The following is a 22134-nucleotide window of genomic DNA, read 5'->3' as shown; positions in this document are numbered from 1 at the left end:
ATCAAGCAGGGCAGGCCATGCCGTCGGCGGGGATCGCGCCCTGCACGAGGAAGCGGCTCACCGTGCCGGTCACGCAGTCCGAGCGGCCGATGGCACCGTGCCCGGAACCCTGCCAGTTCACCGCGACACCGGTCGGCAGCTGCTCGGCCAGGTGCTTGCTGCTGCGCGCTGGGATCAGCGGATCGTTCGCGGTGGTCACCACCGGGATCGGCGGCAGTCCGGGCACGGACGGCGGCGGCGGTTCCTCCTGCGGTTCCGGCCACTGCGCGCACCACGCGAGGCGTTGCGCGAACACCCCGCCGAAAAGCGGGTGCGTGCCGACCCATTCGGCCGCCACGTGCACGAGCCGCTCCGACGGCAGTCGCAGCCGGGTGTCGTTGCAGCTGGTGATCAGCGCACCGTCGAGCTGAGCGGGATCGGGTCCCGTCTCCCGCACCATCGGCGCCGCGAGCGCGCTGATGCGGGCGCCGTCGCCGGAGTTCGCCGCGGCCAGCGCCGCGCTCAGCTGCGGCCACCGCTTCGGCTCTCCCAGTTCGGCGAGCAGCACCCGCACGATCTTGCCACCGCTCACCGGCCCGTCCGGGGCGGGCAGCGACGTGGTCCGGGTGCGTTCCACCAGGCCTTCCACGGTGCGGCGCGGATCCGGCCCCAGCGGGCAGGAATCCCGGCCGAGGCAGTCCGCGGCGAACGCGTCGAACGTCTGCTCCGCGCCCTGCGCCTGCGCCCCGGCCTCGCCCATCGCGTCCAGCTGCGGATCCGGGCCCCCGTCCAACACCATCCGGCCCACCGCGTCGGGGTACCGCTGCGCGTAGCTGGTGAGCACCCGCGCCGCTTCACCGCGCCCGATGGCGTGCAGCTTCGGCACGTCCAGTTCGAGCCGCAGTTCCTCCAGGTCGGCGGCGGTGCGCCACGAGTCGTAGGCCTGCAGCCGGTCGTCCAGGTCCAGCAGGCACTCCTGGCTAGACACCCGCACCGAGGTGAGCAGCCGGTCCAGCGACGCCCGGTCCGTGGCGCGCGGGTCGAAGCCGACGATGGATTCGCGCAGCGGCGGCGGCATGCAGTCCGCCGGGTCGGACTGGCCGGTGCCGCGCCGATCCATGCCGATGATCCGGAACGTGCTGAGCATCTCGGAGGGCATCGTCAGCGCCATCCGGGCCGCCACCGACGTGCCCGGTTCGCCGTTGACGTCCCCGAGCACCACCAGCGGAATCCCGCCGGTCCCGGTGCTCAGCAGCGCGGCGCGGGTGGTGCCCTCGGCCGGTGCCTCCGGGGAGTCCAGCGTGGTCAGCAGCTGCGAGCAGGAGAACGACGGTCCCCGCGCGGGCAGCGACAGCTCCTCCCGCGTTTTGCCGGTGCAGTCCTCCCAGTTCAGGGCGCTGCCAGCGGGCGGCCCGAGCGCCGGTAGCGGTGCGGGCCCCGGTGGTTTCGGCGCGGGCGCGACGGGTTGCTCGGCGTCGTTGTAGGCGACCGCGGGGCGCTGGGACGGCCCCGCCGAACACCCGGCGGCGAACAGGGCGAGCAGCAGCAGGGCACCGATGCGATGGCTGGTGCGCGGCACGACTGCTCCCTCTGCGTGGGCGGATCCTGCGCTGAGCATCGCATGATCGGCGTGTGTCCGAGGTGAGGGGGCCGCGCGCGGTGCGGGACTCGTCGCAATCCGGTTGGGCGGGGTGGAGCCGACGGCTACGGTTCGCCGGGTTCTCGTACCGGCGAGCACGACGGCGGTGCCGGGTACAGGGGAGTGGACGGACCGGGCGCGTGCCCGGCCGGGAACAGGAGGAGCAGGCGTGGTCGCGGTGAACATGGACGGTGCGTCGTCGAGCGGACGGCCGATGTGGACCGGTGTGCAACCGGTCCTGGCGCGCGGGTTCGGCGCCGTCCCGCCCCCGGTGCTGGTGCTGCTGGGCGTGATCAGCCTGCAGGTCGGCGCCGCGTTCGCCAAGCAGCTGTTCGCGCTGGCGGGCGCGTCCGGCGTGGTCACGCTGCGGCTGCTGTTCGCGGCGCTGGTGCTGCTGGTGATCTGGCGCCCCTCGCTGCGCTTGGACCGCACGACGCTGCTCGTGGTCGCCGGGTACGGCGCGGTGCTGGCCGCGATGAACATCTGCCTCTACCAGGCGATCGACCGCATTCCGCTCGGTGTGGCGGTGACCATCGAGTTCCTGGGTCCGCTGAGCGTGGCCGTGTTCGGTTCGCGGCGGAAGCTGGACCTGGTGTGGGCGGTGCTCGCCGGGCTCGGGGTGCTGCTGCTGTCCCGCGTTGAGGGCGGCCTGGACCCGGTGGGGGTCGGGTTCGCGCTGGCCGCCGCCGTGCTGTGGGCGTCCTACATCCTGCTGGGCGCGAAGCTGGGGCAGCACACCAGCGGCGGGAACGGCCTCGCGCTCGGCATGGCGTTCGCCGCGCTGGTGGCGCTGCCGTTCGGGATCTCGGGCGGCGGCGCGGAGCTGCTGTCCCCGGCCGTGCTCGTCGCGGGCCTGGTGGTGGCCCTGATGTCCTCGGTGGTGCCGTACTCGCTGGAGCTGGAGGCGCTGCGGCGGATGCCGCCGCGGGTGTTCGGCGTGCTGATGAGCCTGGAGCCGGCGGTCGCGGCGGTCGCCGGCCTGCTGGTGCTGCACGAGGCGCTCAGCGTGGTGCAGTGGCTGGCCATCAGCTGCGTGGTGCTGGCCTCCATCGGCGCGACTCGCGCCCAGTAGCGGCCGGTCAGCGGCGAGCGTTCTCCGGGAGGGCGCGCAGCAAGGTCAGCAGGGTTTCGTTGCGGGGAACGGGGATGCCGTGGCGCCGTGCGGCCCGCACCAGTGCGCCCGTGATGTGCTCGTGCTCGGTGCGCAGCCCGGCTTCCCGGTCGTAGAGCATCGAGGTCCCGGTCCCGGGGGCGAGCACTTCGAACGCCTTGATGGCCTGTTCGGCGTCGGTGGTCCCGAGCACTGCTCCTTCGGCCCTGCCCACCTCGACGCCCTCGGCCACCACGGCCTTCGCCAGCGCCATCACCTCCCCGTCGGCGAACACGTCGAGCCGCCGCATGGTCAGCGCCGAGATCGGGTTGGCGGCCAAGTTGGTGAGCATCTTGCGCCAGGCATCGGTGCGGAAGTCGTCGGTGGCGGTGACCTCCGGGTCGCTGAGCACCGCCGTGAGCCGCTCGCCGAGCGTCCCGGCGGGCACCACCATGCGCAGCTTCGCGGAGTGTCTGCGCACGTGTCCGGCCCGGACGCGTTCGGTGCCGCCGTAGAGCAGCGCGGGAAGCACGGGTGAGCGCGCGAGCAGCGGTGCGAGCGAATCGTGGTGCTCCACGCCGTTCTGCACGGCCACCACCGGGGTGTTCTCGGCGTCGAACGCCCGCAGCCAGGCTCCGGTGCCGCCGACGTCCTGGACCTTGGTCGTCACCAGCACCCAATCGACCGGACCGGCCTGGGCGGGATCGGTGATGATCGGCATCGGTACTTCGCGGCGCCCGTCGGGGGTGTCGAGGACCAGCACCTCGAACGGGGTGCGCACGCACAGCACGACCTCGTGACCGGTGTCCTGCGCCGCGGCGGCCAGCGCGCCGCCGACGGCGCCGCCCCCGATCACGGCGATTCGTTGAGCTCGCACGGAACGTGACGGTACCGGGGCGGGATCGCGGCCGGGGCGGTTGTCCGGAAGACACCGGGGACCCGGGCTTCAGCTCCGGCCGGCCTCGCCGCGCAGCACCGCGTCCAGGTCGTAGCGGGTGGGCTCGTCCAGCTGGTCGTAGCGGCAGGAGCCCGGGTCGCGGTCGGGGCGCCACCGCACGAACTGCGTGGTGTGGCGGAACCGGGACGGCACCGCGCCTTCGGTGTGGTCGTAGGCGACTTCGACGACCCGCTCCGGGCGCAACGGCTGCCACGGTTGTTCGGAGCTGCGCCAGCGGTTGATCGAACCGGGCAGCCTGCGGCCGTCGGCGGCGTGGTCGCCGGCCCACGGGTGTTCGCCGTCGGTGCGCAGCGGGGTCAGCTCGGCGGCGAGCTCGCGGCGCTGCGCGGCGGGGAAGGCGCCCACCACGCCCACGTGGTGCAGCACGCCCTGGTCGTCGTGCAACCCGAGCAGCAGGGAACCGACGGCGGTGCCGGGCTCGGTGCCGGTGTGCCAGCGCAGCCCGGCGACGACGCAGTCCGCGGTGCGCGCGTGCTTGATCTTGAGCATGGTGCGCTTGCCGGGCAGGTAGGGGGCTTCGGCGTCCTTGCCGATGATGCCGTCGAGCCCCGCGCCTTCGAAGACCCGGAACCACTCGGCCGCCGTGGCGCGGTCCGTGGTCATGGGGGTCGTGAGCAGCTCGGGGCCGGTCAGCTCCAGCGAGTCCAAGCGGTGCCTGCGCTCGGAGAACGGCTGCTCGCGCAGGTCCGCGTCGTCGAGGGCGAGCAGGTCGAAGGCGATGAACCGGGCCGGAGTCCGCTCCGCGAGCGTCCGGACCCGGCTGGCCGCGGGATGGATCCGCTCGCCCAGGGCGTCCCAGTCGAGCCGCTCGCCGTGCTCGTCGGAGCGGACCACGACGAGCTCGCCGTCGAGCACCGCAGGACGCCGCAACCGGTCCTCGACGGCGCTGAGCACCTCCGGGAAGTACCGGTTGAGCGACTTGCCCGTCCGGGACTGCAGCACGACGGGTTCGGCCTCGCCCGGATCGGCGAACACCAGGCAGCGGAACCCGTCCCACTTCGGCTCGAAGCACATCCCGGCCCGGTCGGGGATGCCGTCGACCGGGCCGGCGAGCATCGGTTTCACCGGCGGATGCACGTTCAACGCCACCAGAACCTCCCGGAGGGTGCGGTCGATGCCCAGTACGTTCCGCGAGTTCGGCTCGACCCGCGCGGTGGGTCGGTCAGCGCGGGACCTCAGCGCACGCGCTGGCGCGCCGCCCGGTCCAGCTGGAGGCGGACCGCCGTCGGCATCGCTTCCACTTCGAGGGCGCGGCGGGCGCGGGAGAGGACCTTGTCGTCCAGTTCCTCCCACACGTGCCGCACGTTGGTGCCCTCCTGCAGCGCGAGCGTGAGCCGCACGTTCGGTCGCTGGGCCGTGCCCGCCATCCGCACCTTGGCGCGGGTCACGCCGGTGACGCTCTCCGCGTCGGCGCGCACGGCCTCGGTCAGCGCGCTGGAGGTGATCGTCGCCGACCCCTCGGAGTCGCCGTGCAGTTGCAGGTCGGGACGCCCTTCGGGGCGCAGCGCCCGCAGCAGCCACCAGATCCCCAGCAGCGCCAGCACGATCCCCACCACGATCGCCACCGCGCAGGTGAGCGGTCGGTGTCCGGTGATCCACTGGGTGACCATCGGGTCCAGCACCGAGCGTTGCGCGCGGAACCGGCCGAGCCAGCCCGCGCCGACGACGAGCGCCAGCAGCCCGGCGAGCAGCAGCACCAGCCCGAGCACCGTGAGCAGCGCACGTTCGAAACCGAGCGATCGGCCGATCGCCGTGCGGCTGGGCCGGGCCGAGGACGCCGAGGACGAGGCGGGCTTCTCGGCGGTGGCAGTGGCTTCTCGGGACATCACCGCTCCTTCGCGGGGGAGACCGACACCGACACTCGGGGCCGGCGCTGCAACGGCAGGTCGCCGACGGCGGACGCGGCGATCTTCGACACCCGGTCCCGGAGGTCGCCGACGGTCCGGAATCGGCTGTGGGCCTTCACCTTCACCCGGCGGCGGTCCGCGGTGACCGAGGCGCCGGACACCCCGTCCTCCGCGCGCACCCGGTGACCGACCAGCCGCGCCAGCGACCGCGGGTCGGTGGTCACGGTGACCTCGGGGGCCGGGTCCAGCAGCCGCACTTCGCTGCGCCCGGAGCGGGCCGCCGCCAGCAGCAGGATCAGGCCGAGCAGCGCCGCCACGGCGGCGGCAACACGCGTCGCGACGTCCTGCCAGCTCAGCCCGCGCAGCGCGGATCCGGCCGGCGACCAGGGCACCAGCACTCCGCCGGCGCCGGGTCGAACCCAGGCCCCGATGGCTTCCACGATCAGCAGCACACCCGCGGCGAGGGCGATCAGCCCGGCCACGGCGGTGATCAAACGAACAACGGCACGCACGGGCTCACTCCACTCGGTCTCGTTTCGGGGCGGGCACCAGGGCGGACACGACGACCTCGACGGAGGCGACCCGGCAGCCGGCGAGCCGGTCCAGCTCGTGGCGGACGCGTTCGCGCACCGCGCGCACCGTCTCGCGCACCGGGGCGGGGTAGCGCACCGCCAGGTCCAGCCGGACCTGGAGTTCCCGGTCGGGGCCGGTCAGCCGGGCGCTGGAGCCCTGGGTGCCGACGCCGACTCCGGCGATCCGCCGAGGCGCCCGGGTGGTCCCGGAGGCGCCGTCCGCAGCGTGCTCGGCGATCTTGCGCAGCACCGTCCGGTCGATGGTGAGCTCGCCGCGGTCGGCGGCCTCATCGGTTCCGGAGGTCTTCTCGGTGGCGGGCTCGGCGGCCCTGGCCCGCTCGGTGGCGGGGGCGCTCATCGGTCCTTGCCCCGGCCGAGGAAGTCGCCGATCTCCAGCTCACCGTCCAGGACGCGGCCGACGAGCAAGCCGATCGCCCCGAGCACCAGGGCGATGAGGAAACCGGTGAAACCCCCGAGTGCGGCGGCCACACCGAGGAGGAGGCCGGCGAACAGGCCGGACTGTGTTGCGTTCATCGTGGGAGAAACCTTCCTGACTGGGTGGGCCGTTCGTCGGCTGGCACATCATCGGCAGGTGGAACGATCACCGCACGCGGCTGCGGCGTTTCCGCAGCCGCCAGATCCGGATCCGGCGCAGCACGCCGTGCAGCCCGTGCTCACCGGGCACGATGACCACCGGCGCGTCGTAGCGGTCCGGCGGTCGGTTCCGGGGCTGGCCGCGGTTCGGAGCGGTGGAGCCGGGAGCTCGGGTGGCCGCGTCGCGGCGGGCGCGCAGTTCCGCGAGGCCCGCGGCGAAGGTCTCGGGGTCGCCGCCCACATCGGGGTGGTGGGCGCGGACGAACGCGCGCAGGCGGGCCTGCGCGTCGTCGTCCGGCGTACCCGTCATCGGCCGTGTGCCTCGCTTCCGCCGGGGGCGTCGGCTTCTTCGGCGGTGATCACGTCAACGACGGTGATGTCGACCGGGACCGGACCGGTCACGGCGAGCACCCGCTGCCGCAGCGCGGCCACGATCTCCGGCAGCGGACCGGTCATGCGCAGCACCACGCCGACCTCCACGGGCTCACCGGCGCCGCTCGCGCGCACCCCGGTGACCTGGCGGCCGGGAAGGTAGGCGGCGATGGTGCCGTGCACGCCACCGTCCAGCCGAGCGACCGCCGGGTGGGTGCGGACCGCTTCGGCGATCCGGTCGGCGAGCTGTTCGTCGCCTTCGGGGGTTTTCCGGCCGCGGTCACCGGGAGCGGATTCGGTCATGTCGGTGTCCTTCGAGAGCTGGCCGGGACGGGGGACGCGTGGTCCCGGTCGGGGTAGCCGGGACCACGCGCGTTCTCACTCCACTCGGGACGAGGCGCCGGTGCTCTGGCCGCCGTTGCCGTTGTCCTCGTCGTCCTCCGACGGGAGGTGGATGTCGTTGACCGCGATGTTGACCTCGATGACCTCGAGGCCCGTCATCCGCTCGACGCCGGTGATGACGTTGCGGCGCACGGCGCGGGCCAGCTCGACGATGGAGGCGCCGTACTCGACGACGATGTCCAGGTCGATCGCGGCCTGCTTCTCGCCGACCTCGACCTGCACACCGGAGGTGGTGCTGGAGCTGCTGCCGCCGCCACCGGGGATGCGTTCGCGGATGGCGCCGAAGGCGCGCGAGACGCCACCGCCCATGGCGTGCACGCCGGAGATCTCCCGCGCGGCGATGCCGGCGATCTTCTGCACCACGGAGGCGGCGATCGTCGTCTTGCCCTGCGTGGTGTCGTCGGCGAGCCGGGCGGGGGTGCTGCCGCTGCCGCCGGTGGCGAGGCCCTTGCCGCCGCCGGACGGAGCGGCCCCGCTCTGGGCCTCGGTGCTCGGCGTGGACGTACCGCTCGTCTGGGCCATGAAAGGGCTCCTTCCCCTGCGAAGATCCTTGTTGTCGCCGTGTGCGTCATCGCAGTGACCGGGTCGGCCTGCGAAGTCCGGGACGAAAGATCAGATGTCCGTGATCCCCGAACATCGCGGAACTATGACGCAAGTCACTTTATTGGGCTGATCACGAGCTTTGCGGAGGTGCGACATCGGCGATCCGCACCCACACCGCCGGTGCGGCCGCGCCGAGGTGCTCCCGCAGAGCCCGGTCCAGATCATCCTGCAGTTGCGCGGCCAGCGCAGGAGCAGGCAGTCCGTAGTCGATCACCACGTCCAGCCGGATCTCGTGCACGTCTCCGGTGCAGGCCAGCAACCGAGCGCCGCGTCGATCGGCGAGCAGTTCCAGGCTCAACCGGCGAGCCAGCACCAGAGTCGCCTGCGGCGTCACCCGCAGCATCCCGAACTCCTGGGCCACTTCCGCCGGAGAACCGGCGGCGCCGCCGCGCGCCCGGCGCACCGTGAGCAGCGTGCGCGATATCAGCCCTTCGGGTGGTTCGACGGCGAGTTCGGCGGCTCGCCGCACGGGTTCCCAGCCGCCGGGGGCCAGTTCGGCGAGTTCCGCCCGGCAGTGCGGGCAGGTCCGCGCGTGCGCCGCGAAGTCGTCGGGGGCGTCGCCCGCCAGGTGGTCGACGAGTTCGCCGACGGTGTGGCCGCAGGGCAGCACGTGATCCGGATCGAAGGAAGGCTCACCCATGGTGCATCTCCTTCAACCTGGACAGCAGGGCGAGCCGAGCGCGGTGCAGCCGCGATCGCAACGCCGTCACGTTCACCTCTAGCACCTCGGCGATCTGTTCGTAAGACATGCCCTCGAACTCGCGCAGCACCAGCGGCACCCGCTGGGACGGTTCCAGCGTGGCGATGGCGCGGTGCACCAGATCGGCTTCCTCGGCGCGCACCGCGTGACCTTCGGGGTTGCCGGAGTCGTGGTCGGAGACGAGGTGGCTCAGCGACTCGTCGCTGATGTCCATCGCGACCGTGTTCTTGCGCCGCCGGACCTGGCCGAGCGCGGCGTTGGTGACCACCCGGTACAGCCACGTCGTCGGCGCCGAGTCCCCGCGGAACCGGGACAGCGACCGCCACGCGGAGACCCAGGCGTCCTGCACCGCGTCCTCGGCTTCGGCCTGGTCGTTGAGGATCCGGTAGGCCACCCGGTACATGGAGCGGGTGTGCCTGCGGACCAGTTCGTCGAAGGCCACCCCATCGCCGCGCTGGGCGGCGGCCATGAGGTTCGCGTCGCTGTCGGCCCGCTCGGTCACGCCCGGAGTCTCCCGTACCGCAGCATCAGCAGCGATTCGTCCGCGTGCAGCGCGGACAGCAGCCGCATCGGGCGCGGCGCGGCCAGGTCCGGGCCGTGCGCGATGCGGCCTGCGTCGCCGCCGGCGAGCAGCGGCGAGACGGTGAGGCACAGCTCGTCGACGAGGTCCGCGGCGACGAGGTCGCCGAACAGCCGCGGCCCGCCTTCGCAGCCGACGCGCAGCAGCCCGCGTTCGCCGAGCGCGGCCAGCGCCGCGGCCAGGTCCACGGTGCCGGTTCCGGCGACCACGACGTCCGCGCCCGCGTCGGCCAGCACGGCTCGGCGTGCTTCGGGGGCGCCGGCGCAGGTGATCACGATCGGCGGGACCACGGTGTCGGTCAGCAGCGGCGAGTCCGGTTCCAGCGAGCAGCGGCCCGACACCACCGCGATCGGCGGCACCTCGGCCAGGCCGAACCGCGCCCGGCGCTCCGCGTCGACCTCGCTGCGCTGCACCCCGTGATATCCCTCGGTCAGCGCGGTTCCCGCACCGACGAGCACGACGTCGGAGAGGTCCCTGATCAGTCCGAGCACGCGCTGGTCGGCAGGTGCGGACAGGCCGCGCGAGCTGCCGCGCACGGTGACCGCGCCGTCCAGGCTGGACACGAAGTTCGTGCGCAGCCACGGCCGGGTGAGATCCGCGGGGTAGTCGTAGAACGCTTCGATCTCGGGCGTCACTTCGGCCGGAGTCGTCGTGCTGAGGGGTTCGCCGCCCGGGGGCCACAGCCTGTCCACCCGTCCATCCCAACACGGCTCGCGCGGGGCGCACGGGGAGGGGCTGCTCACGGCACCGGTCCGGTGGCGCCCCGCGACCTGGGAGAAAGACCGCGGTGGTGCCCGGGGTGACCACTGCCACCGGTTTCGGCCGCAGCAGCGGTTATAGGGTCGGCGCATGACCGCCGCACGCCTCATCGACCGCCGCCCCGAGCTGAGCCCGGCCGACATGGTCGACGCGATGACGCCGCCGCCGCGGTTCGACGAAGCGCGGTTCGAGACCTACGTGCCGAACCCGGAGGAGCCGAGCCAGGCCGCCGCGGTCGAGTCGTGCCGCGCGTTCGCGGACCGCTCCGGGGCCGCCCGCGCCAAGAACGGCGCGTGGTGGCGTTCCCTGTTCGGCGGTGGCCGGGCTCCCGAGGGCAAGCAGGGCCTGTACTTGGACGGCGGGTTCGGCGTCGGCAAGACGCACCTGCTGGCCTCGCTGTGGCACGCCGTTCCCGGGCCGAAGTCCTACGGCACGTTCGTCGAGGTCACGAACCTCGTCGGCGCGCTCGGTTTCACCGAGACGGTGAACCGGCTGTCGGCGCACCGGCTGCTGGCGATCGACGAGTTCGAACTCGACGATCCCGGTGACACGATGCTGGTCACGCAGCTGATCGCGAAGCTCACCGAGGCGGGCGTGCACATCGCGGCCACGTCCAACACCTTGCCCGGCAAGCTCGGTGAAGGCCGGTTCGCGGCCGTGGACTTCCTGCGGGAGATCCACGCGATGTCCGAGCGGTTCGAGGTGCTGCGCGTCGACGGGCCGGACTACCGCCATCGCGGCCTGCCCGACCCGCCGGAGCCGCTGGACGACGCGGAGCTCACCGCGGAGGCGGACACGCTGCCCGGCGCGACGCTCGACGACTTCGACGCGCTGTGCGACCACTTGGCCGGGGTGCACCCGTCGAAGTACGGCCGCCTGGTCGACGACGTCGCGGCAGTGCACCTGCGCGGCCTGCACGCGGCCCCGAACCAGACCGTGGGCCTGCGCCTGGTCGCCTTCGCCGACCGCCTCTACGACCGGGCCGTCCCGGTGCGGGTGTCGGGCGAGCCGCTGTCCGCGCTGTTCACCGACGAGATGCTGCGCGGCGGCTACCGCAAGAAGTACCTGCGAGCCCTGAGCCGCCTCACCGCCCTGTCCCGGGACACCGTCAAGTCCTGACGCCGGGTCAGCGGCGCAGCGCCTGCGCGATCGCGTCGATGCCCTGGTCGAGCTCGTCGCGCGTGATCGTCAGCGGTGGTGCGATGCGCAGGGTGGTGTCCTGGGTTTCCTTGCACAGCACGCCGTTCTCGGCGAGCCGTTCGCTGATCTGACGTCCGCTCGGCCCGCCGGGGGAGATCTCCACACCGGCCCACAGCCCGCGTCCGCGCACTTCGGCGACGCCGTGACCGACGAGTTCGCCGAGCCGGGCGTGCAGGTGCGCGCCGAGTTCGCGGGAGCGCCGCTGGTGCTCGCCGGTCGCCAGCAGCCGCACCACGGCTCGCCCGACGGCGCAGGCCAGCGGGTTCCCGCCGAAGGTGGAGCCGTGCTCGCCGGGGCGCAGCACGCCGAGCACGGCGCGGCTGCCGACGACGGCGGAGACGGGAAGCAGGCCGCCGCCGAGGGCCTTGCCCAGGGTGTAGAGGTCCGCTCGCACGCCGTCGTGGTCGCAGGCGAGCAGTTCCCCGGTGCGGGCCAGGCCGGATTGGATCTCGTCGGCGATGAGCAGCACGTTCCGGTCGTCGCAGAGTTCGCGCAGCCTGCGCAGGTAGCCGGTGGGTGGCACCACGACGCCCGCTTCGCCTTGCAGCGGTTCGACGAGGACGGCGGCGGTGCGGTCGGTGATCGCGCCTTCGACGGCGTCGGCGTCGCCGTAGGGGGTGACGGTGAAGCCGGGCGTGAACGGCCCGAAGCCGGCGCGGGCCGTGGAGTCGGTGGAGAAGGACACGATCGTGGTGGTGCGGCCGTGGAAGTTGGACCCGGCGACGATGATCTCGGCCTGGTCCGCGGGCACGCCTTTGACTTGGTACGCCCACTTCCGGGCGATCTTGATGGCCGATTCGACGGCTTCGGCGCCGGAGTTCATCAGCAGCACCTGCTCGGTGCCGGTGAGCTCGGCCAGCTCGCGGCAGAACGGGCCGAACTGGTCGTGGTGGAACGCGCGGCTGGTCAGCGTGACCCGCCCGAGCTGCTCGGTGGCGGCGGCGACGAGGTCGGGGTGGCGGTGCCCGAAGTTCAGCGCCGAGTACCCCGCCAGGAAGTCCAGGTAGCGGCGACCGTCCACATCGGTCATCCACGCGCCGTCGGCTTCGGCGATCACGACCGGCAGCGGGTGGTAGTTGTGCGCGCTGTAGTCGTCGTCGAGGCGCAGGAACTCGGGAGTGCGGGAGGTCCCGGCCGCGGCGGGCAGGGTCTCGGGCGAGGCGGAGGTCATGGTGTTCAGGCTATTCCGGCTCAGGCCTTCGTTTCAGCCGTCAGGTGTTGCTTCCTTCGGCGGATCGTTGCGTGGTCCGGGCTGATCGCGAAACGTTTCGCGATCAGCGGTCGGCCCGTTCGGGGCTGTCGGGGACGCCGCGCCGCGCGCTACTGTCGGGCTCGGCTCGATGAACAACGCGTGTACTGTCGATGACTCAGCGTGTGCGGATCGCGTTCCCGGGATGGTCGGTCCCGGTGCGCGCCCGAGTGGCACGCGGTTCGCGTGCGCGCAGCAGAAGGTCCCGGAACATCGGTGGAGGTCGCTCATGCCGGAGGACGCGCAGTATCGGGTGTACGTGGGGGCCTACACCGGTCCGGAGTCGGCGGCGAACGGGATCCGCCTCGCGTTCGCCGATGCCGCAGGGCTGTTGCGGTGCACCGACACGGTCGCCGACACCTACGAGCCGTCGTTCTTGGCGCTGGCGCCGGACGGCGCGACGTTGTTCGCGGTGAACGAGGTCGCGCACGGCCGGGTGGTGGCGTTCGACGTGCGCCCGGACGGCACGCTCGCCGAGATCAACTCGCAGCCGACGCACGGTTCGGCGCCGTGCCACCTGAGCGTGCACCCCTCCGGCCGCTTCCTGCTCACCGCGAACTACTTGTCGGGCAACGTCGTGGTGCACCCGATCGGGGAGGGCGGGGTGCTGCGGGAGGCGTGCCACGCGGTGCAGCACAGCGGGCAAGGCCCGGACAAGGACCGCCAGGAGGGACCGCACGCGCACCAGATCGTGCCGTCCCCGGACGGTCGTTTCGTGCTCGCCGCGGACTTGGGCACGGACGCGGTGTACGTGTACGCGTTCGACGCGGACACCGGGCACATGGTGCTCAAGCACGAGGTCGCGTGGGGGGCGGGCACCGGGCCCCGGCACCTCGCGTTCCACCCGGACGGCGACCGCGGCTACCTGGTGGGGGAGCTGACGTCGACGATCACCGAGTTCGAGTTCGACGCCGACGGCGGGACGGTGCGGCCCGGCCGGGCGCTGCCGCTGCTCCCGGCGGACTTCGCGGGCACGAGCCTGGCCGCGGAGGTCGTGGTCTCTCCGGACGGCCGCTTCGTGTTCGCCTCGAACCGGGGGCACGACAGCATCGCGGTGTTCTCCGCCGCCGGTTTCGAGCTCGTCGGCATCTTCCCGGCGGGCGTGCGCGGTCCTCGCCACATCGCCCTGTCCCCGCAGGGCGACGTGCTCTACGCCGCGGGGGAGCTCAGCGACACCATCCAGGCCTTCGCCGTGTCCGCCACGGGCGGCCTCACTCCGGTCGCGGACCCGGCGTCCTCGCCGAGCCCGGTGTGCCTCCTCCCGGTCTGAGCCGGGGCGTAGCCCCACCACCCGACCACCACCCTGCGCTCCCGCAGGCTGCGCCTCCATCCAGCGGCGAAGCCGTGCCTCGCGGCGTAGCCGTGCCTTGGACGAGCGAAGCGAAGTCTGCCTTGCGGCCGTAGGCCGTCGCCTGTATGTGCGAAGCGCGTAGCCCACGTCGAAAAGGTGACCACCCGCGGGTTCTCAGCCGGTCTCTCGCGAGGACGGCTTTTTCCTCGTGGCGGAGCCACTTGGGAAAAAGATCCCGCAGCGAGAGACCGGCTGAGGTTCCGCCACCCGACCACCAGAGCAAAACGAGCCCCGAACCCATCCACACGTCAGATCATGCGGTCGTCGTAGGTGCCGCGGCCGTACTGCTGGAGCGCTTGGCGCACCCGGCGTCCTTCCTGGCGCCGGGTGATCGGGCCGCCCGCGGCGCCGATCGGGTACAGGCGCACGCCGCCGTGGTAGGGCCGGGTCGGGTTCCAGATCCGCCAGCCCTGGGCGGGGGCGCCGGGCCGGGTCCACACGGTCACCGACTGGCGCTTGCCGCTGCCGACGACGGCGACGCGGCTGATCTGGCTCCACGGGACTTCCCTGGCGAGCCCGGCGCGGGAGATCCGCAGCCCCTCACCGCTGACCTTGAGCCGCAGGCTCGGCAGCAGCGCCTTGCCGAGGGACAGCGCGCCGCTGATGGTCAGCAGCACCATGCCGAACTGGGCCAGCGCCCAGATCTCCGCATCCGGGCTGCTGCTCCGGCTGACCTGGACGACCAGGTAGATCAGCCCGAACATGATCGCCGCGGACAGCAGCGCCCCGACCCGGCCGCCGAGCGCGAACACCGGGCCGGGCCCGTCGCCGCGCACTCGCTCGACGGGTGGTTCGGGCCGGGAGGGGGCGATGCGCGCGGGTGCGGCGGTGCCGGGGTTCGGCTGCTGCGCGGTCGGTTTCGGCCGCGACGGGATGATCGGCTTCGCCGGTGCGGCCGGGGCCGCCGACCAGTCCGAGCCGCCGCGCTGCGTGCGCGGCGGCGGAGGAGTCCCGGCGGCGGGCGGAGCGGGTGGAGCGGCTTCGGAGGCCTGCTTGAGCTGCGCGGTGTGCTCGGTGATCACGGCGGTGATCTCGGCGGGCAGCCAGCTGTCGTTCTGCGGTGAGGACTCGCCGGCCTGGTCCAGCAGCGCGGCCGGGGTCGGCCGGTCCGCGGGTTCCTTCGCCAGGCAGGAGCCGATGAGCGACCGCAAGCCGGTGGGCAGCGAGCTCAGGTCGGGCTCGTTGTGCACGACGCGGTACAGCATGGCGGCGGTGTTCTCGTTGCCGAACGGTCCGGCGCCGGTGGCGGCGAACATGAGCACCGCGCCGAGCGAGAACACGTCGCTGGGCGGTCCGACGTCGCTGCCCACGGTCTGCTCGGGGGAGAAGAAGCCGGGCGTGCCGAGGAAGATCCCGGTGGCGGTGAGGTTGCTGCTGCTCATGGCCCGCGAGATGCCGAAGTCGATGACGCGCGGCCCGTCGGGGCCGAGCAGCACGTTGCCGGGTTTGAGGTCGCGGTGCACGAGACCGGCCCGGTGGATGGCGCCGAGCGCTTCGGCGAGACCGGCGGCGAGGGTGCGCACCGTCTGCTCCGGCAGCGGCCCGTGGTCGGCGACGGCCCGGTGCAGGGTGGGGCCGGGCACGTATTCGGTGGCCAGCCACGGCTGGGCGGCTTCGGTGTCGGCGTCGATGACGGTGGCCGTCCAGAACCCGCCGACGGAGCGGGCCATGTCGACTTCGCGGCGGAACCGTTCGCGGAACTCGCCGTCGTCGGCGAGCTCCGGGCGCACGACTTTGATCGCCACGCCCCGACCGCCACGGGATCGGGCGAGGTACACGGCTCCCATCGCGCCCCCGCCGATCCGCGCGAGCAGCCGGTAATCACCGACTCTGTCCGGTTCGCTGGCCAGCAGCGGCTGCACGTTTCGTCCCCCTCTGGATTACTTCGGTGGCCCCGTCGAGCTTACGGAGGTCGTGGTTGCGGCGTTCGCGGATGTCGCTGCAGCCGTTCGCGTGCAACGATCGGTAATCGGTTTCTTGGCTTCGCTGCAAGCCTTTCGAGCGTGTGATGTTGTGAGTATGCTCCGGCGCACCGCTGCGGCGGGCGATCATGAAGATCGAGGGAGGCGGCGTGTCGCAATCCTTGCAACCCGGTTCGGCCGACCCGGATTCGGCGCCCGCGCGCGCCGTGGTCCGGCTTTCCGGTGTGAGCAAACGATTCCCCGGAGTCGTCGCGGTGTCCGATGTGGACCTCGACGTGCGGGCCGGCGAGGTGCACGTGCTGGCCGGGGAGAACGGCGCGGGCAAGTCGACGTTGATGAAGCTGGTCGCGCAGGTGGAGCCGCCGACGTCCGGGCGGATCGAGGTCGACGGCGCCCAGGTGACCTACCAGGGCCCGGCCTCGGCGCGGCGCCTCGGCATCTCGATGGTGCACCAGGAGTTCGCGCTGGCCCCGGACCTGTCGGTGGCGGAGAACCTGTTCATCGGCCACGAGCCCGGCAGCGGCGGCTGGATCTCGCGCGCCGAGGAGCGCCGCGCGGCCCGCGAGCTGCTGGCGAAGGTGGGGCTGCGGGTCGATCCGGGCAGGAGGGTGGGCCGGCTGTCCACCGCCGAGCAGCAGCGGGTGGAGCTGGCGAAGGCGCTGGCAGTGGAGGCGAAGGTGCTCATCCTGGATGAGCCGACGGCGACGCTGACCGAGCGCGAGACCGAGGAGCTGTTCGGCATCGTCCGCGAGCTCACCGCGCAGGGCATCGGAGTGCTCTACATCTCGCACCGCTTGGACGAGATCTTCGAGATCGGTGATCGGGTCACGGTGCTGCGCGACGGCGCGGTGGTAGCGACCCGCCCGGTCGCGGAGCTCGACGAGTCGCGGCTGGTGACGCTCATGGTGGGCCGCGACGTGCAGAACCTGTACCCGCGCACCTACGCGGAGCCGGGTGCGGTGCGGCTGAGCGTGCGCGGGCTGAGCCGGGGCGACGCGGTGCGCGACGTGTCCTTCGACGTGCGCGCCGGGGAGATCGTCGGTATGGCGGGCCTGGTCGGGGCGGGGCGCACGGAGCTCGCCAGGTCGGTGTTCGGCGCGGAACCGCCCGACGCGGGCGTGGTGTCGCTGGACGGGGCGCAGCTCAAGATCCGCGGCCCGGCGGACGCGATCGCCGCGGGCATCGGCTACCTCACCGAGAGCCGCAAGGCCGACGGGCTGGCGCTGCAGCTGGGCTTGGACAAGAACATCACGCTGGCGAAGCTGCCGATGGTCTCGGGAATGATCGACTTGGGCGCGGAGCGCCGCATCGCCGAGCAGGAGCGGGATCGGCTGAACATCCGGGTGCCCTGGGTGGGCAGGCCGGTGCAGGCGCTCTCCGGCGGCAACCAGCAGAAGGTGGTGCTGGCGCGCTGGTTGCAGACCGAGGCCGAGGTGCTGTTCTTCGACGAGCCCGGCCGCGGCATGGACGTGGGCGCGAAGTCGGAGATGTTCAGCCAGCTGGACGCGCTGGCCGCGCAGGGCAAGGCGGTAGTGCTGATCTCCAGTTATCTGCCGGAGTTGCTGAACATGTGCGATCGGATCCTCGTGCTGCGCGAGGGCCGGATCACGGGTGAGGTCGAGCGCGCGGAGTTCTCCGAGGAACGCGTCGTGGCGCTCGCCACCGGAGCGAAGGAGGGCCAGTGAGCGACCAGTCGGGGAAGGACGAAGGCGCCACGCCGGACGGCGGTGGTGGTACCGCGACCGCGACGAAGACGGGCGGTCCGGGCGCGCTGGGCGGGCTGACGGATCGGCTGTCGGGCGCGATCTCGCAGGTCGCGGCGGCCGGTGCGCTGATCGTGGTGTTCGTCGTCCTGTCCATCGTGGCGCCGTCGTTCCTGACGGCGGACAACCTGTTCAACCTGGGGTCGCAGACCTCGGTGAACGCGGTGATGGCGGTCGGCGTCACGCTGGTGATCATCACGGGTGGCATCGACCTGTCGGTGGGGTCGGTGGCGGCGCTGTCCGGGGTCCTGGGCGTGATGCTCATGGCGGACTTCGGCTTCAACCCGCTGCTGGGCATCCTCGGCGGGATCGTCGTCGGCGCGGCGGCGGGCCTGGTCAACGGCCTGCTGGTGTCGACGGTGGGGTTGCCGCCGTTCATCGCGACGCTCGGCATGCTCAGCGTGGCGCGCGGCCTGGTGCTGATCGCGACGGGCGCGGTGGCGGTGTTCGGCGCTCCGGAGTCGTTCCGGCTGCTCGGGCAGGGCGTGCTGGGACCCGTTCCGGTGCCGGTGCTGCTGATCCTGATCGTGGCGGTCGCGGGCCACGTCCTGCTGACGCGGACGAGGCTGGGCCGCTACGCGTACGTGATGGGGTCGAACTCGGAGGCGGCGCGGCTGTCCGGTGTGCCGGTCCGCAAGCACACGACCTGGGTGTACGTGGTGTCGGGCATGTTGGCCGGGCTGGGCGGCATGATCGCCGCCTCGCGGATCAACTCGGGCCAGCCGAACTTCGGCGAGGGCTTGGAGCTGGACGTGATCGCCGCGGTCGTGATCGGCGGCGCGAGCCTGTTCGGCGGTCGCGGCACGGTGTGGGGTTCGCTGATCGGCGCGTTCTTGGTCGCGGTGATCCGCAACGGCGCGGTGCAGCTCAACATCGGCACCTTCTACCAGAACGTGCTCATCGGCGTGATCATCTGGCTGGCCGTGTGGTGGGACTTCTACCAGCGCCGCAAGCTCGCCGGCGACGCCGGTTGAGCTCGGGAACGAGGGAGTTCGCTGCGATGAAGAAGGTTCTTCCGCTGCTGTGCCTGGCGGTGCTGCTGACGTCGTCGGCGTGCAGCTTGGAGGTGCGCAGGCCGACCGGGGTGAACGCGCAGGAGGGTGGCACGATCCGGCTCGCCGTGATCCCGAAGGCGATCGGTTTCGACTTCTGGGAGCAGGTGCGGGTCGGCGCCGAGTGCGCGGCCACCAAGCACCCGAACGTCAACGTCCACTGGGACGGGGTGACCTCGGAGGACGACGTCAGCGGGCAGCAGAGCCTGCTGCAGGACTCGTTGGCGCAGGGCGTGCAGGGCCTGGTGTTCGCGGCGACGGACGCGAAGGCGCTGGCGGAGGTCACGAAGTCGGCGCGGCAGCAGGGCACGGCGGTGGTGAACATGGACTCGGGCACGACTCCGCAGCCGCCGGAGGTGCCGGTGTTCGCCACCGACAACGTGGCCGCCGCCGAGGAGGGCACCCAGTTGCTGGCGGATCAGCTGGGCGGCCGGGGCGAGGTGGCGTTCATCGAGTTCCTGCCGGGCACCAGCACGAACGAGACGCGCGCGGAGGGATTCCAGCGCGGTTTGCAGCAGAACCCGGGGCTGAAGCTGGTGGCGCGCCAGTCCTCGAACAGCGACTACAACACGGCGTTGCAGGTCACCCAGGACATCTTGACGGCGAACCCGAACCTCAACGGGATCTACGCGGGCAACGAGCCGAGCGTGCTGGGCGCGGCGGAAGCGGTGCGCCAGGCGGGCAAGAAGGGCCAGATCAAGATCATCGGCTGGGACACCTCGGAAGGCCAGATCGACTCGCTGGAGGAAGGCGTGATCACCGGCCTGATCGCGCAGAACCCGTTCAAGATGGGCTTCGCCTCGGTGAACTCGGCGATCGAGGAGATCCGCGGCGAGCAGCAGGGCGCCCCGGAGACCAACACCGGATCCACGGTGGTCACCCGGGAGAACCTGAACACCCCGGAGATCCAGAAGCTGCTGAACCCCTCCTGCGCCGATCCGCCGAAGTGAGCCGTGGCCGGGGCGGCGAAGCGGAATTCGCCGTCCTCGGCTCCGGAGGTGGACGCACGGCCCCTCGCCGGGGGGAGCGCCCGGGCTCGCCTCGTCCGGCTCGATTCCACCGGGCGGAGGGCTGACCGGTCGCGCCCGCTCAGGCGCCGCGCTCGTCCCGGAGGAAGGTCAGCGCGGTGTCGGCGTGGGAGGCCATGTTGAACTCGCTGCGCACCACTTCCAGCACGACCCGGTCCGAGCCGATGACGAAGGTGTGGCGCTTGACCGGTAGCGGGCCGAAGCGGCGCTTCACGCCGAACTGCCGGGCGACGACGCCTTCGCGGTCGGACAGCAGCGGGTAGTCGAACGAGTGGGTCTGCGCGAACGTCGCCTGCTTGGCGACGGTGTCGGTGCTGATGCCGACGGGGTGCGCGCCGAGCTCGGCGAACTCCGCGGACAGGTCGCGGAAGTGGCAGCTCTCCGCGGTGCAGCCGGAGGTCATCGCCGCGGGGTAGAAGAACAGCACCACGGTGCCGTTGCCGAGCAGCTCGGAGAGCTTGCGTTCGGTGCCGTGCTGGTCGGGCAGGGCGAAGTCGTCGACGGTGTCGCCTGGGCGCATGGGTCCGGCTCCTTGATCGTGGCTGGCCCGGTCACCTTAACCGCCGGTCCGGGGGTGTGGTCACGATGCGAGCCGCCAGATCTCCACCGGCCTCGAATGCCGCGTCGCGGGGGCGCGCTCGCCGCCCCCCGCGGTTTGCCGCCGGGGTGCGCCGGGTAGGGCACGGCTGAGCGGCGAGGCGCGAACGGCCCGCCGCGACCCCCGTGGGAGGTGCGAGTGATGAGCGCGGACCTGAACGGCGCCAAGGTCGCTTTCCTGGTGGCGCAGGACGGCATTGAGCAGGTGGAGCTGACCGAGCCGTGGCGAGCCGTGGAGCAGGCGGGTGGCCGCCCGGAACTGGTGTCGCTGCAACCCGGTTCGGTGCAGGGGCGCGACCACTTGGAGAAGGCCGACACGTTCCCCGTGGACAAGGTCGTCACCGAGGCGGAGCCGGACGAGTACGACGCGCTGGTGCTGCCCGGCGGGGTGGCGAACCCGGACGCGTTGCGCCGGGTTCCGGACGCGGTCCGGTTCGCGGGTGGGTTCTTCGCGCTGCAGAAACCGGTCGCCGCGATCTGCCACGCGCCGTGGCTGCTGGTGGAGGCCGACGTGGTGCGCGGTCGCCGGGTCACGTCCTACCCGAGCCTGCGCACCGATCTGCGCAACGCGGGTGCCGAGTGGGTCGACGAGGAAGTGGTCGTGGACTCCGGCCTCGTGACCAGCCGGAACCCGGGCGACCTCCCCGCGTTCTGCGCGAAGGTCGTCGAAGAGATCGCGGAGGGCAAGCACCGCGCACAAGCGCGCAGCGCGTGAACCGGCGTGGCAGAGCAGAGGAGTGGCCGATGAAACTCGCGTTCCTGCAAGACGTCTACGGATATCAAGGACCGTTCGCGACCGTGTACCTGGACACTTCGGCGGACGCCGAGGACGCGGCGAAGGCGGTGCAGTTGCGCTGGCGCTCGGCCAGGGAGCAGCTCGCGACCGCGGGCGCGGACGAGCAGACGCTGCGCGCGCTCGACGAGACCGTGGACCGCCACGAGTACCGCATCGGCCAGCGCGGTCAGGTCCTCGTCGCCACCGGCGGCGAGGTGGTGTTCGGCGAGGAGCTGCCGCAGCCGCCCACCGACGCCGCCGACGACGAGAAGGTGCACTTCGGGACGTTGCCGCACCTGCTGCCGTACCTGCGGTTGCGGGCGTCGCGCATCCCGCACGTGGTGGCGCTGGTCGACCACGTCGAAGCGGAGCTCACGATCGTCGCGGCGGGCGCCGAGCCGCGCACGCGCAAGGTGCAGGGCGGCGATCACCCGGTGCACAAGGCGCGCACGGGCGCGAACGACGAGAACGAGCAGCGCTTCCAGAACGCCGTCGAGGAGCAGTGGCTGCACAACGCCAAGGAAGCGGCCGAGGAGATCGGCAAGCAGGCCATGCGCGTCGGCGCCGAGGTCGTGGTGCTCGCCGGTGACCCGAAGCAGCGCAAGCTGGTGCACGAGAACCTGCCGGGCGGCGTCCGGGACCGCACGGTGCAGACGGAGTCCGGGTACCCGGACCGCAACGCCTCCGGCGAAGGCCTGCGCCGGGAGGTCGCCGACACCGTGGACTCGGCGGTGACCGCGCACGTGGACGACGCGGTGCGCGAGTTCGAGCAGCAGCGCGGCAGGCACGAGCGCGCCGTCGAAGGCTGGCGCCCGGTCGTCGAGGCGTTGCAGCGGGGGCAGGTGCGCACGGTGCTGTGGGGGCGCCCGGAGTCGGTGTCGTGGCTGCACGTGGGCCCGGTGCCGAACCAGGTCGCGCTCGACGAGCGGGAGCTCACCGACATGGGTGTCTCCAGTCCCGGTCACGCCCCGGCCAGCGCCGCCGTGGTGTGGGCGGCGGCCGGCACCGACGCGGACCTGGTGCTGGTCGATCCGGAGAAGGTGGAGCTCACCGACGGGATCGGCGCGGTCCTGCGCTACGCCACGAGCTGACGAGAGGGAGC

Annotated in this window: 24 protein-coding genes; 8 read left to right on the top strand and 16 right to left on the bottom strand. The window is 72.4% G+C overall.

Annotated elements, in window-relative coordinates:
* Position 1: 1 nt before the first annotated feature.
* The gene (locus OOZ19_RS11570; protein WP_266090078.1) at positions 2-1558 is read right to left on the bottom strand and encodes an alpha/beta fold hydrolase; all 1557 of its coding nucleotides are present in this window, start codon (positions 1556-1558) and stop codon (positions 2-4) included.
* Positions 1559-1787: 229 nt separating this feature from the next.
* On the opposite strand from OOZ19_RS11570, the gene OOZ19_RS11565 reads away from it, so the two are divergent.
* The gene (locus OOZ19_RS11565; protein ID WP_266090077.1) at positions 1788-2690 is read left to right on the top strand and encodes an EamA family transporter; all 903 of its coding nucleotides are present in this window, start codon (positions 1788-1790) and stop codon (positions 2688-2690) included.
* A 7-nt stretch (positions 2691-2697) separates the two neighbouring features.
* Here OOZ19_RS11565 and OOZ19_RS11560 read toward each other — a convergent pair whose 3' ends face one another.
* The 12 genes from OOZ19_RS11560 to OOZ19_RS11505 all read right to left on the bottom strand — a co-directional run bounded on the left by OOZ19_RS11560 (position 2698) and on the right by OOZ19_RS11505 (position 10028).
* Positions 2698-3585: a 2-dehydropantoate 2-reductase gene (locus OOZ19_RS11560; RefSeq protein WP_266090076.1), complete on the bottom strand. Its 888-nt coding sequence runs from the start codon at positions 3583-3585 to the stop codon at positions 2698-2700.
* A gap of 69 nt (positions 3586-3654) precedes the next feature.
* The gene (locus tag OOZ19_RS11555; protein ID WP_266090075.1) at positions 3655-4755 is read right to left on the bottom strand and encodes an ATP-dependent DNA ligase; all 1101 of its coding nucleotides are present in this window, start codon (positions 4753-4755) and stop codon (positions 3655-3657) included.
* Between the two features lie 86 nt (positions 4756-4841).
* Positions 4842-5492: an alkaline shock response membrane anchor protein AmaP gene (gene amaP / locus OOZ19_RS11550; protein ID WP_266090074.1), complete on the bottom strand. Its 651-nt coding sequence runs from the start codon at positions 5490-5492 to the stop codon at positions 4842-4844.
* Positions 5492-6025 carry a DUF6286 domain-containing protein gene (locus tag OOZ19_RS11545; protein WP_266090073.1) on the bottom strand — a complete coding sequence of 178 codons (534 nt, stop codon included), beginning with the start codon at positions 6023-6025 and terminating at the stop codon, positions 5492-5494. The genes amaP and OOZ19_RS11545 overlap by 1 nt, the downstream gene beginning before the upstream one ends.
* 4 nt (positions 6026-6029) lie before the next feature.
* Entirely contained in the window at positions 6030-6443 is a 414-nt protein-coding gene (locus tag OOZ19_RS11540) for an Asp23/Gls24 family envelope stress response protein (protein WP_266090072.1), read from the bottom strand.
* Entirely contained in the window at positions 6440-6619 is a 180-nt protein-coding gene (locus OOZ19_RS11535; RefSeq protein ID WP_266090071.1) for a hypothetical protein, read from the bottom strand. Before OOZ19_RS11535 ends, OOZ19_RS11540 begins: the two co-directional genes overlap by 4 nt.
* Positions 6620-6686: 67 nt before the next feature.
* Positions 6687-6989 carry a hypothetical protein gene (locus OOZ19_RS11530; RefSeq protein WP_266090070.1) on the bottom strand — a complete coding sequence of 101 codons (303 nt, stop codon included), beginning with the start codon at positions 6987-6989 and terminating at the stop codon, positions 6687-6689.
* Positions 6986-7354 (bottom strand): hypothetical protein, encoded by a 369-nt coding sequence (locus tag OOZ19_RS11525; protein ID WP_266090069.1) that lies wholly within the window; start codon positions 7352-7354, stop codon positions 6986-6988. Before OOZ19_RS11525 ends, OOZ19_RS11530 begins: the two co-directional genes overlap by 4 nt.
* A 75-nt stretch (positions 7355-7429) precedes the next feature.
* The gene (locus OOZ19_RS11520) at positions 7430-7975 is read right to left on the bottom strand and encodes an Asp23/Gls24 family envelope stress response protein (protein ID WP_266090068.1); all 546 of its coding nucleotides are present in this window, start codon (positions 7973-7975) and stop codon (positions 7430-7432) included.
* A 151-nt stretch (positions 7976-8126) separates the two neighbouring features.
* Entirely contained in the window at positions 8127-8696 is a 570-nt protein-coding gene (locus OOZ19_RS11515) for a hypothetical protein (RefSeq protein WP_266090067.1), read from the bottom strand.
* On the bottom strand, positions 8689-9258 hold the full coding sequence (locus tag OOZ19_RS11510; RefSeq protein WP_266090066.1) for an RNA polymerase sigma factor: 570 nt from the start codon (positions 9256-9258) through the stop codon (positions 8689-8691). The genes OOZ19_RS11515 and OOZ19_RS11510 overlap by 8 nt, the downstream gene beginning before the upstream one ends.
* Entirely contained in the window at positions 9255-10028 is a 774-nt protein-coding gene (locus tag OOZ19_RS11505; RefSeq protein WP_416309418.1) for a pyrimidine reductase family protein, read from the bottom strand. The genes OOZ19_RS11510 and OOZ19_RS11505 overlap by 4 nt, the downstream gene beginning before the upstream one ends.
* Positions 10029-10185: 157 nt before the next feature.
* Between OOZ19_RS11505 and zapE the strand changes: the two genes are divergently transcribed.
* On the top strand, positions 10186-11214 hold the full coding sequence (zapE, locus tag OOZ19_RS11500; protein ID WP_266090065.1) for a cell division protein ZapE: 1029 nt from the start codon (positions 10186-10188) through the stop codon (positions 11212-11214).
* 7 nt (positions 11215-11221) lie between these two features.
* Here zapE and rocD read toward each other — a convergent pair whose 3' ends face one another.
* The gene (gene rocD / locus OOZ19_RS11495; protein ID WP_266090064.1) at positions 11222-12466 is read right to left on the bottom strand and encodes an ornithine--oxo-acid transaminase; all 1245 of its coding nucleotides are present in this window, start codon (positions 12464-12466) and stop codon (positions 11222-11224) included.
* Between the two features lie 307 nt (positions 12467-12773).
* On the opposite strand from rocD, the gene OOZ19_RS11490 reads away from it, so the two are divergent.
* Positions 12774-13814: a lactonase family protein gene (locus tag OOZ19_RS11490; RefSeq protein WP_266090063.1), complete on the top strand. Its 1041-nt coding sequence runs from the start codon at positions 12774-12776 to the stop codon at positions 13812-13814.
* A gap of 329 nt (positions 13815-14143) precedes the next feature.
* Here the strand turns inward: OOZ19_RS11490 and OOZ19_RS11485 are convergent, their stop codons facing one another.
* On the bottom strand, positions 14144-15757 hold the full coding sequence (locus OOZ19_RS11485) for a serine/threonine-protein kinase (protein WP_266090062.1): 1614 nt from the start codon (positions 15755-15757) through the stop codon (positions 14144-14146).
* Between the two features lie 209 nt (positions 15758-15966).
* Here OOZ19_RS11485 and OOZ19_RS11480 point away from each other — a divergent pair, with 209 nt between their 5' ends.
* Genes OOZ19_RS11480 through OOZ19_RS11470 form a run of 3 tightly spaced genes read left to right on the top strand, consistent with a single transcriptional unit; the run spans position 15967 to position 19582 of the window.
* Complete coding sequence (locus OOZ19_RS11480; protein WP_266090061.1) at positions 15967-17502, top strand: sugar ABC transporter ATP-binding protein; 1536 nt, start codon at positions 15967-15969, stop codon at positions 17500-17502.
* Positions 17499-18554 carry an ABC transporter permease gene (locus OOZ19_RS11475; protein WP_266090060.1) on the top strand — a complete coding sequence of 352 codons (1056 nt, stop codon included), beginning with the start codon at positions 17499-17501 and terminating at the stop codon, positions 18552-18554. Before OOZ19_RS11480 ends, OOZ19_RS11475 begins: the two co-directional genes overlap by 4 nt.
* A 26-nt stretch (positions 18555-18580) precedes the next feature.
* Positions 18581-19582 carry a substrate-binding domain-containing protein gene (locus tag OOZ19_RS11470; protein WP_266090059.1) on the top strand — a complete coding sequence of 334 codons (1002 nt, stop codon included), beginning with the start codon at positions 18581-18583 and terminating at the stop codon, positions 19580-19582.
* A gap of 139 nt (positions 19583-19721) precedes the next feature.
* On the opposite strand, the gene OOZ19_RS11465 is transcribed toward OOZ19_RS11470, so the two are convergent.
* A complete protein-coding gene (locus tag OOZ19_RS11465) occupies positions 19722-20180 on the bottom strand; it encodes a peroxiredoxin (RefSeq protein WP_266090058.1) in 459 nt (152 codons plus the stop codon).
* Between the two features lie 219 nt (positions 20181-20399).
* Between OOZ19_RS11465 and OOZ19_RS11460 the strand changes: the two genes are divergently transcribed.
* Both OOZ19_RS11460 and OOZ19_RS11455 read left to right on the top strand, forming a co-directional pair.
* Positions 20400-20972, top strand: a complete 573-nt coding sequence (locus OOZ19_RS11460) for a type 1 glutamine amidotransferase domain-containing protein (protein WP_266090057.1) — start codon at positions 20400-20402, stop codon at positions 20970-20972.
* A gap of 29 nt (positions 20973-21001) precedes the next feature.
* Positions 21002-22123, top strand: coding sequence for a baeRF2 domain-containing protein (locus tag OOZ19_RS11455; protein WP_266090056.1), 1122 nt, complete (start codon positions 21002-21004; stop codon positions 22121-22123).
* Positions 22124-22134 lie beyond the last annotated feature (11 nt).

This window comes from Saccharopolyspora sp. NFXS83 (assembly GCF_026241095.1).
Lineage (GTDB): Bacteria > Actinomycetota > Actinomycetes > Mycobacteriales > Pseudonocardiaceae > Saccharopolyspora_C.
Note: the sequence above shows the minus strand (reverse complement) of the source record. Positions and strands in the feature narration are given on the sequence as shown.

What these genes read in the sequence shown, in the direction of transcription:
- OOZ19_RS11490 (WP_266090063.1), top strand. Translation starts at nt 12,774, where the DNA reads ATGCCGGAGGACGCGCAGTATCGGGTGTACGTGGGGGCCTACACCGGT.
- zapE (WP_266090065.1), top strand. Translation starts at nt 10,186, where the DNA reads ATGACCGCCGCACGCCTCATCGACCGCCGCCCCGAGCTGAGCCCGGCC.
- OOZ19_RS11465 (WP_266090058.1), bottom strand. Translation starts at nt 20,180, where the DNA reads ATGCGCCCAGGCGACACCGTCGACGACTTCGCCCTGCCCGACCAGCAC.
- OOZ19_RS11520 (WP_266090068.1), bottom strand. Translation starts at nt 7,975, where the DNA reads ATGGCCCAGACGAGCGGTACGTCCACGCCGAGCACCGAGGCCCAGAGC.
- rocD (WP_266090064.1), bottom strand. Translation starts at nt 12,466, where the DNA reads ATGACCTCCGCCTCGCCCGAGACCCTGCCCGCCGCGGCCGGGACCTCC.
- amaP (WP_266090074.1), bottom strand. Translation starts at nt 5,492, where the DNA reads ATGTCCCGAGAAGCCACTGCCACCGCCGAGAAGCCCGCCTCGTCCTCG.
- OOZ19_RS11530 (WP_266090070.1), bottom strand. Translation starts at nt 6,989, where the DNA reads ATGACGGGTACGCCGGACGACGACGCGCAGGCCCGCCTGCGCGCGTTC.
- OOZ19_RS11535 (WP_266090071.1), bottom strand. Translation starts at nt 6,619, where the DNA reads ATGAACGCAACACAGTCCGGCCTGTTCGCCGGCCTCCTCCTCGGTGTG.
- OOZ19_RS11540 (WP_266090072.1), bottom strand. Translation starts at nt 6,443, where the DNA reads ATGAGCGCCCCCGCCACCGAGCGGGCCAGGGCCGCCGAGCCCGCCACC.
- OOZ19_RS11470 (WP_266090059.1), top strand. Translation starts at nt 18,581, where the DNA reads ATGAAGAAGGTTCTTCCGCTGCTGTGCCTGGCGGTGCTGCTGACGTCG.
- OOZ19_RS11525 (WP_266090069.1), bottom strand. Translation starts at nt 7,354, where the DNA reads ATGACCGAATCCGCTCCCGGTGACCGCGGCCGGAAAACCCCCGAAGGC.
- OOZ19_RS11515 (WP_266090067.1), bottom strand. Translation starts at nt 8,696, where the DNA reads ATGGGTGAGCCTTCCTTCGATCCGGATCACGTGCTGCCCTGCGGCCAC.
- OOZ19_RS11460 (WP_266090057.1), top strand. Translation starts at nt 20,400, where the DNA reads ATGAGCGCGGACCTGAACGGCGCCAAGGTCGCTTTCCTGGTGGCGCAG.
- OOZ19_RS11455 (WP_266090056.1), top strand. Translation starts at nt 21,002, where the DNA reads ATGAAACTCGCGTTCCTGCAAGACGTCTACGGATATCAAGGACCGTTC.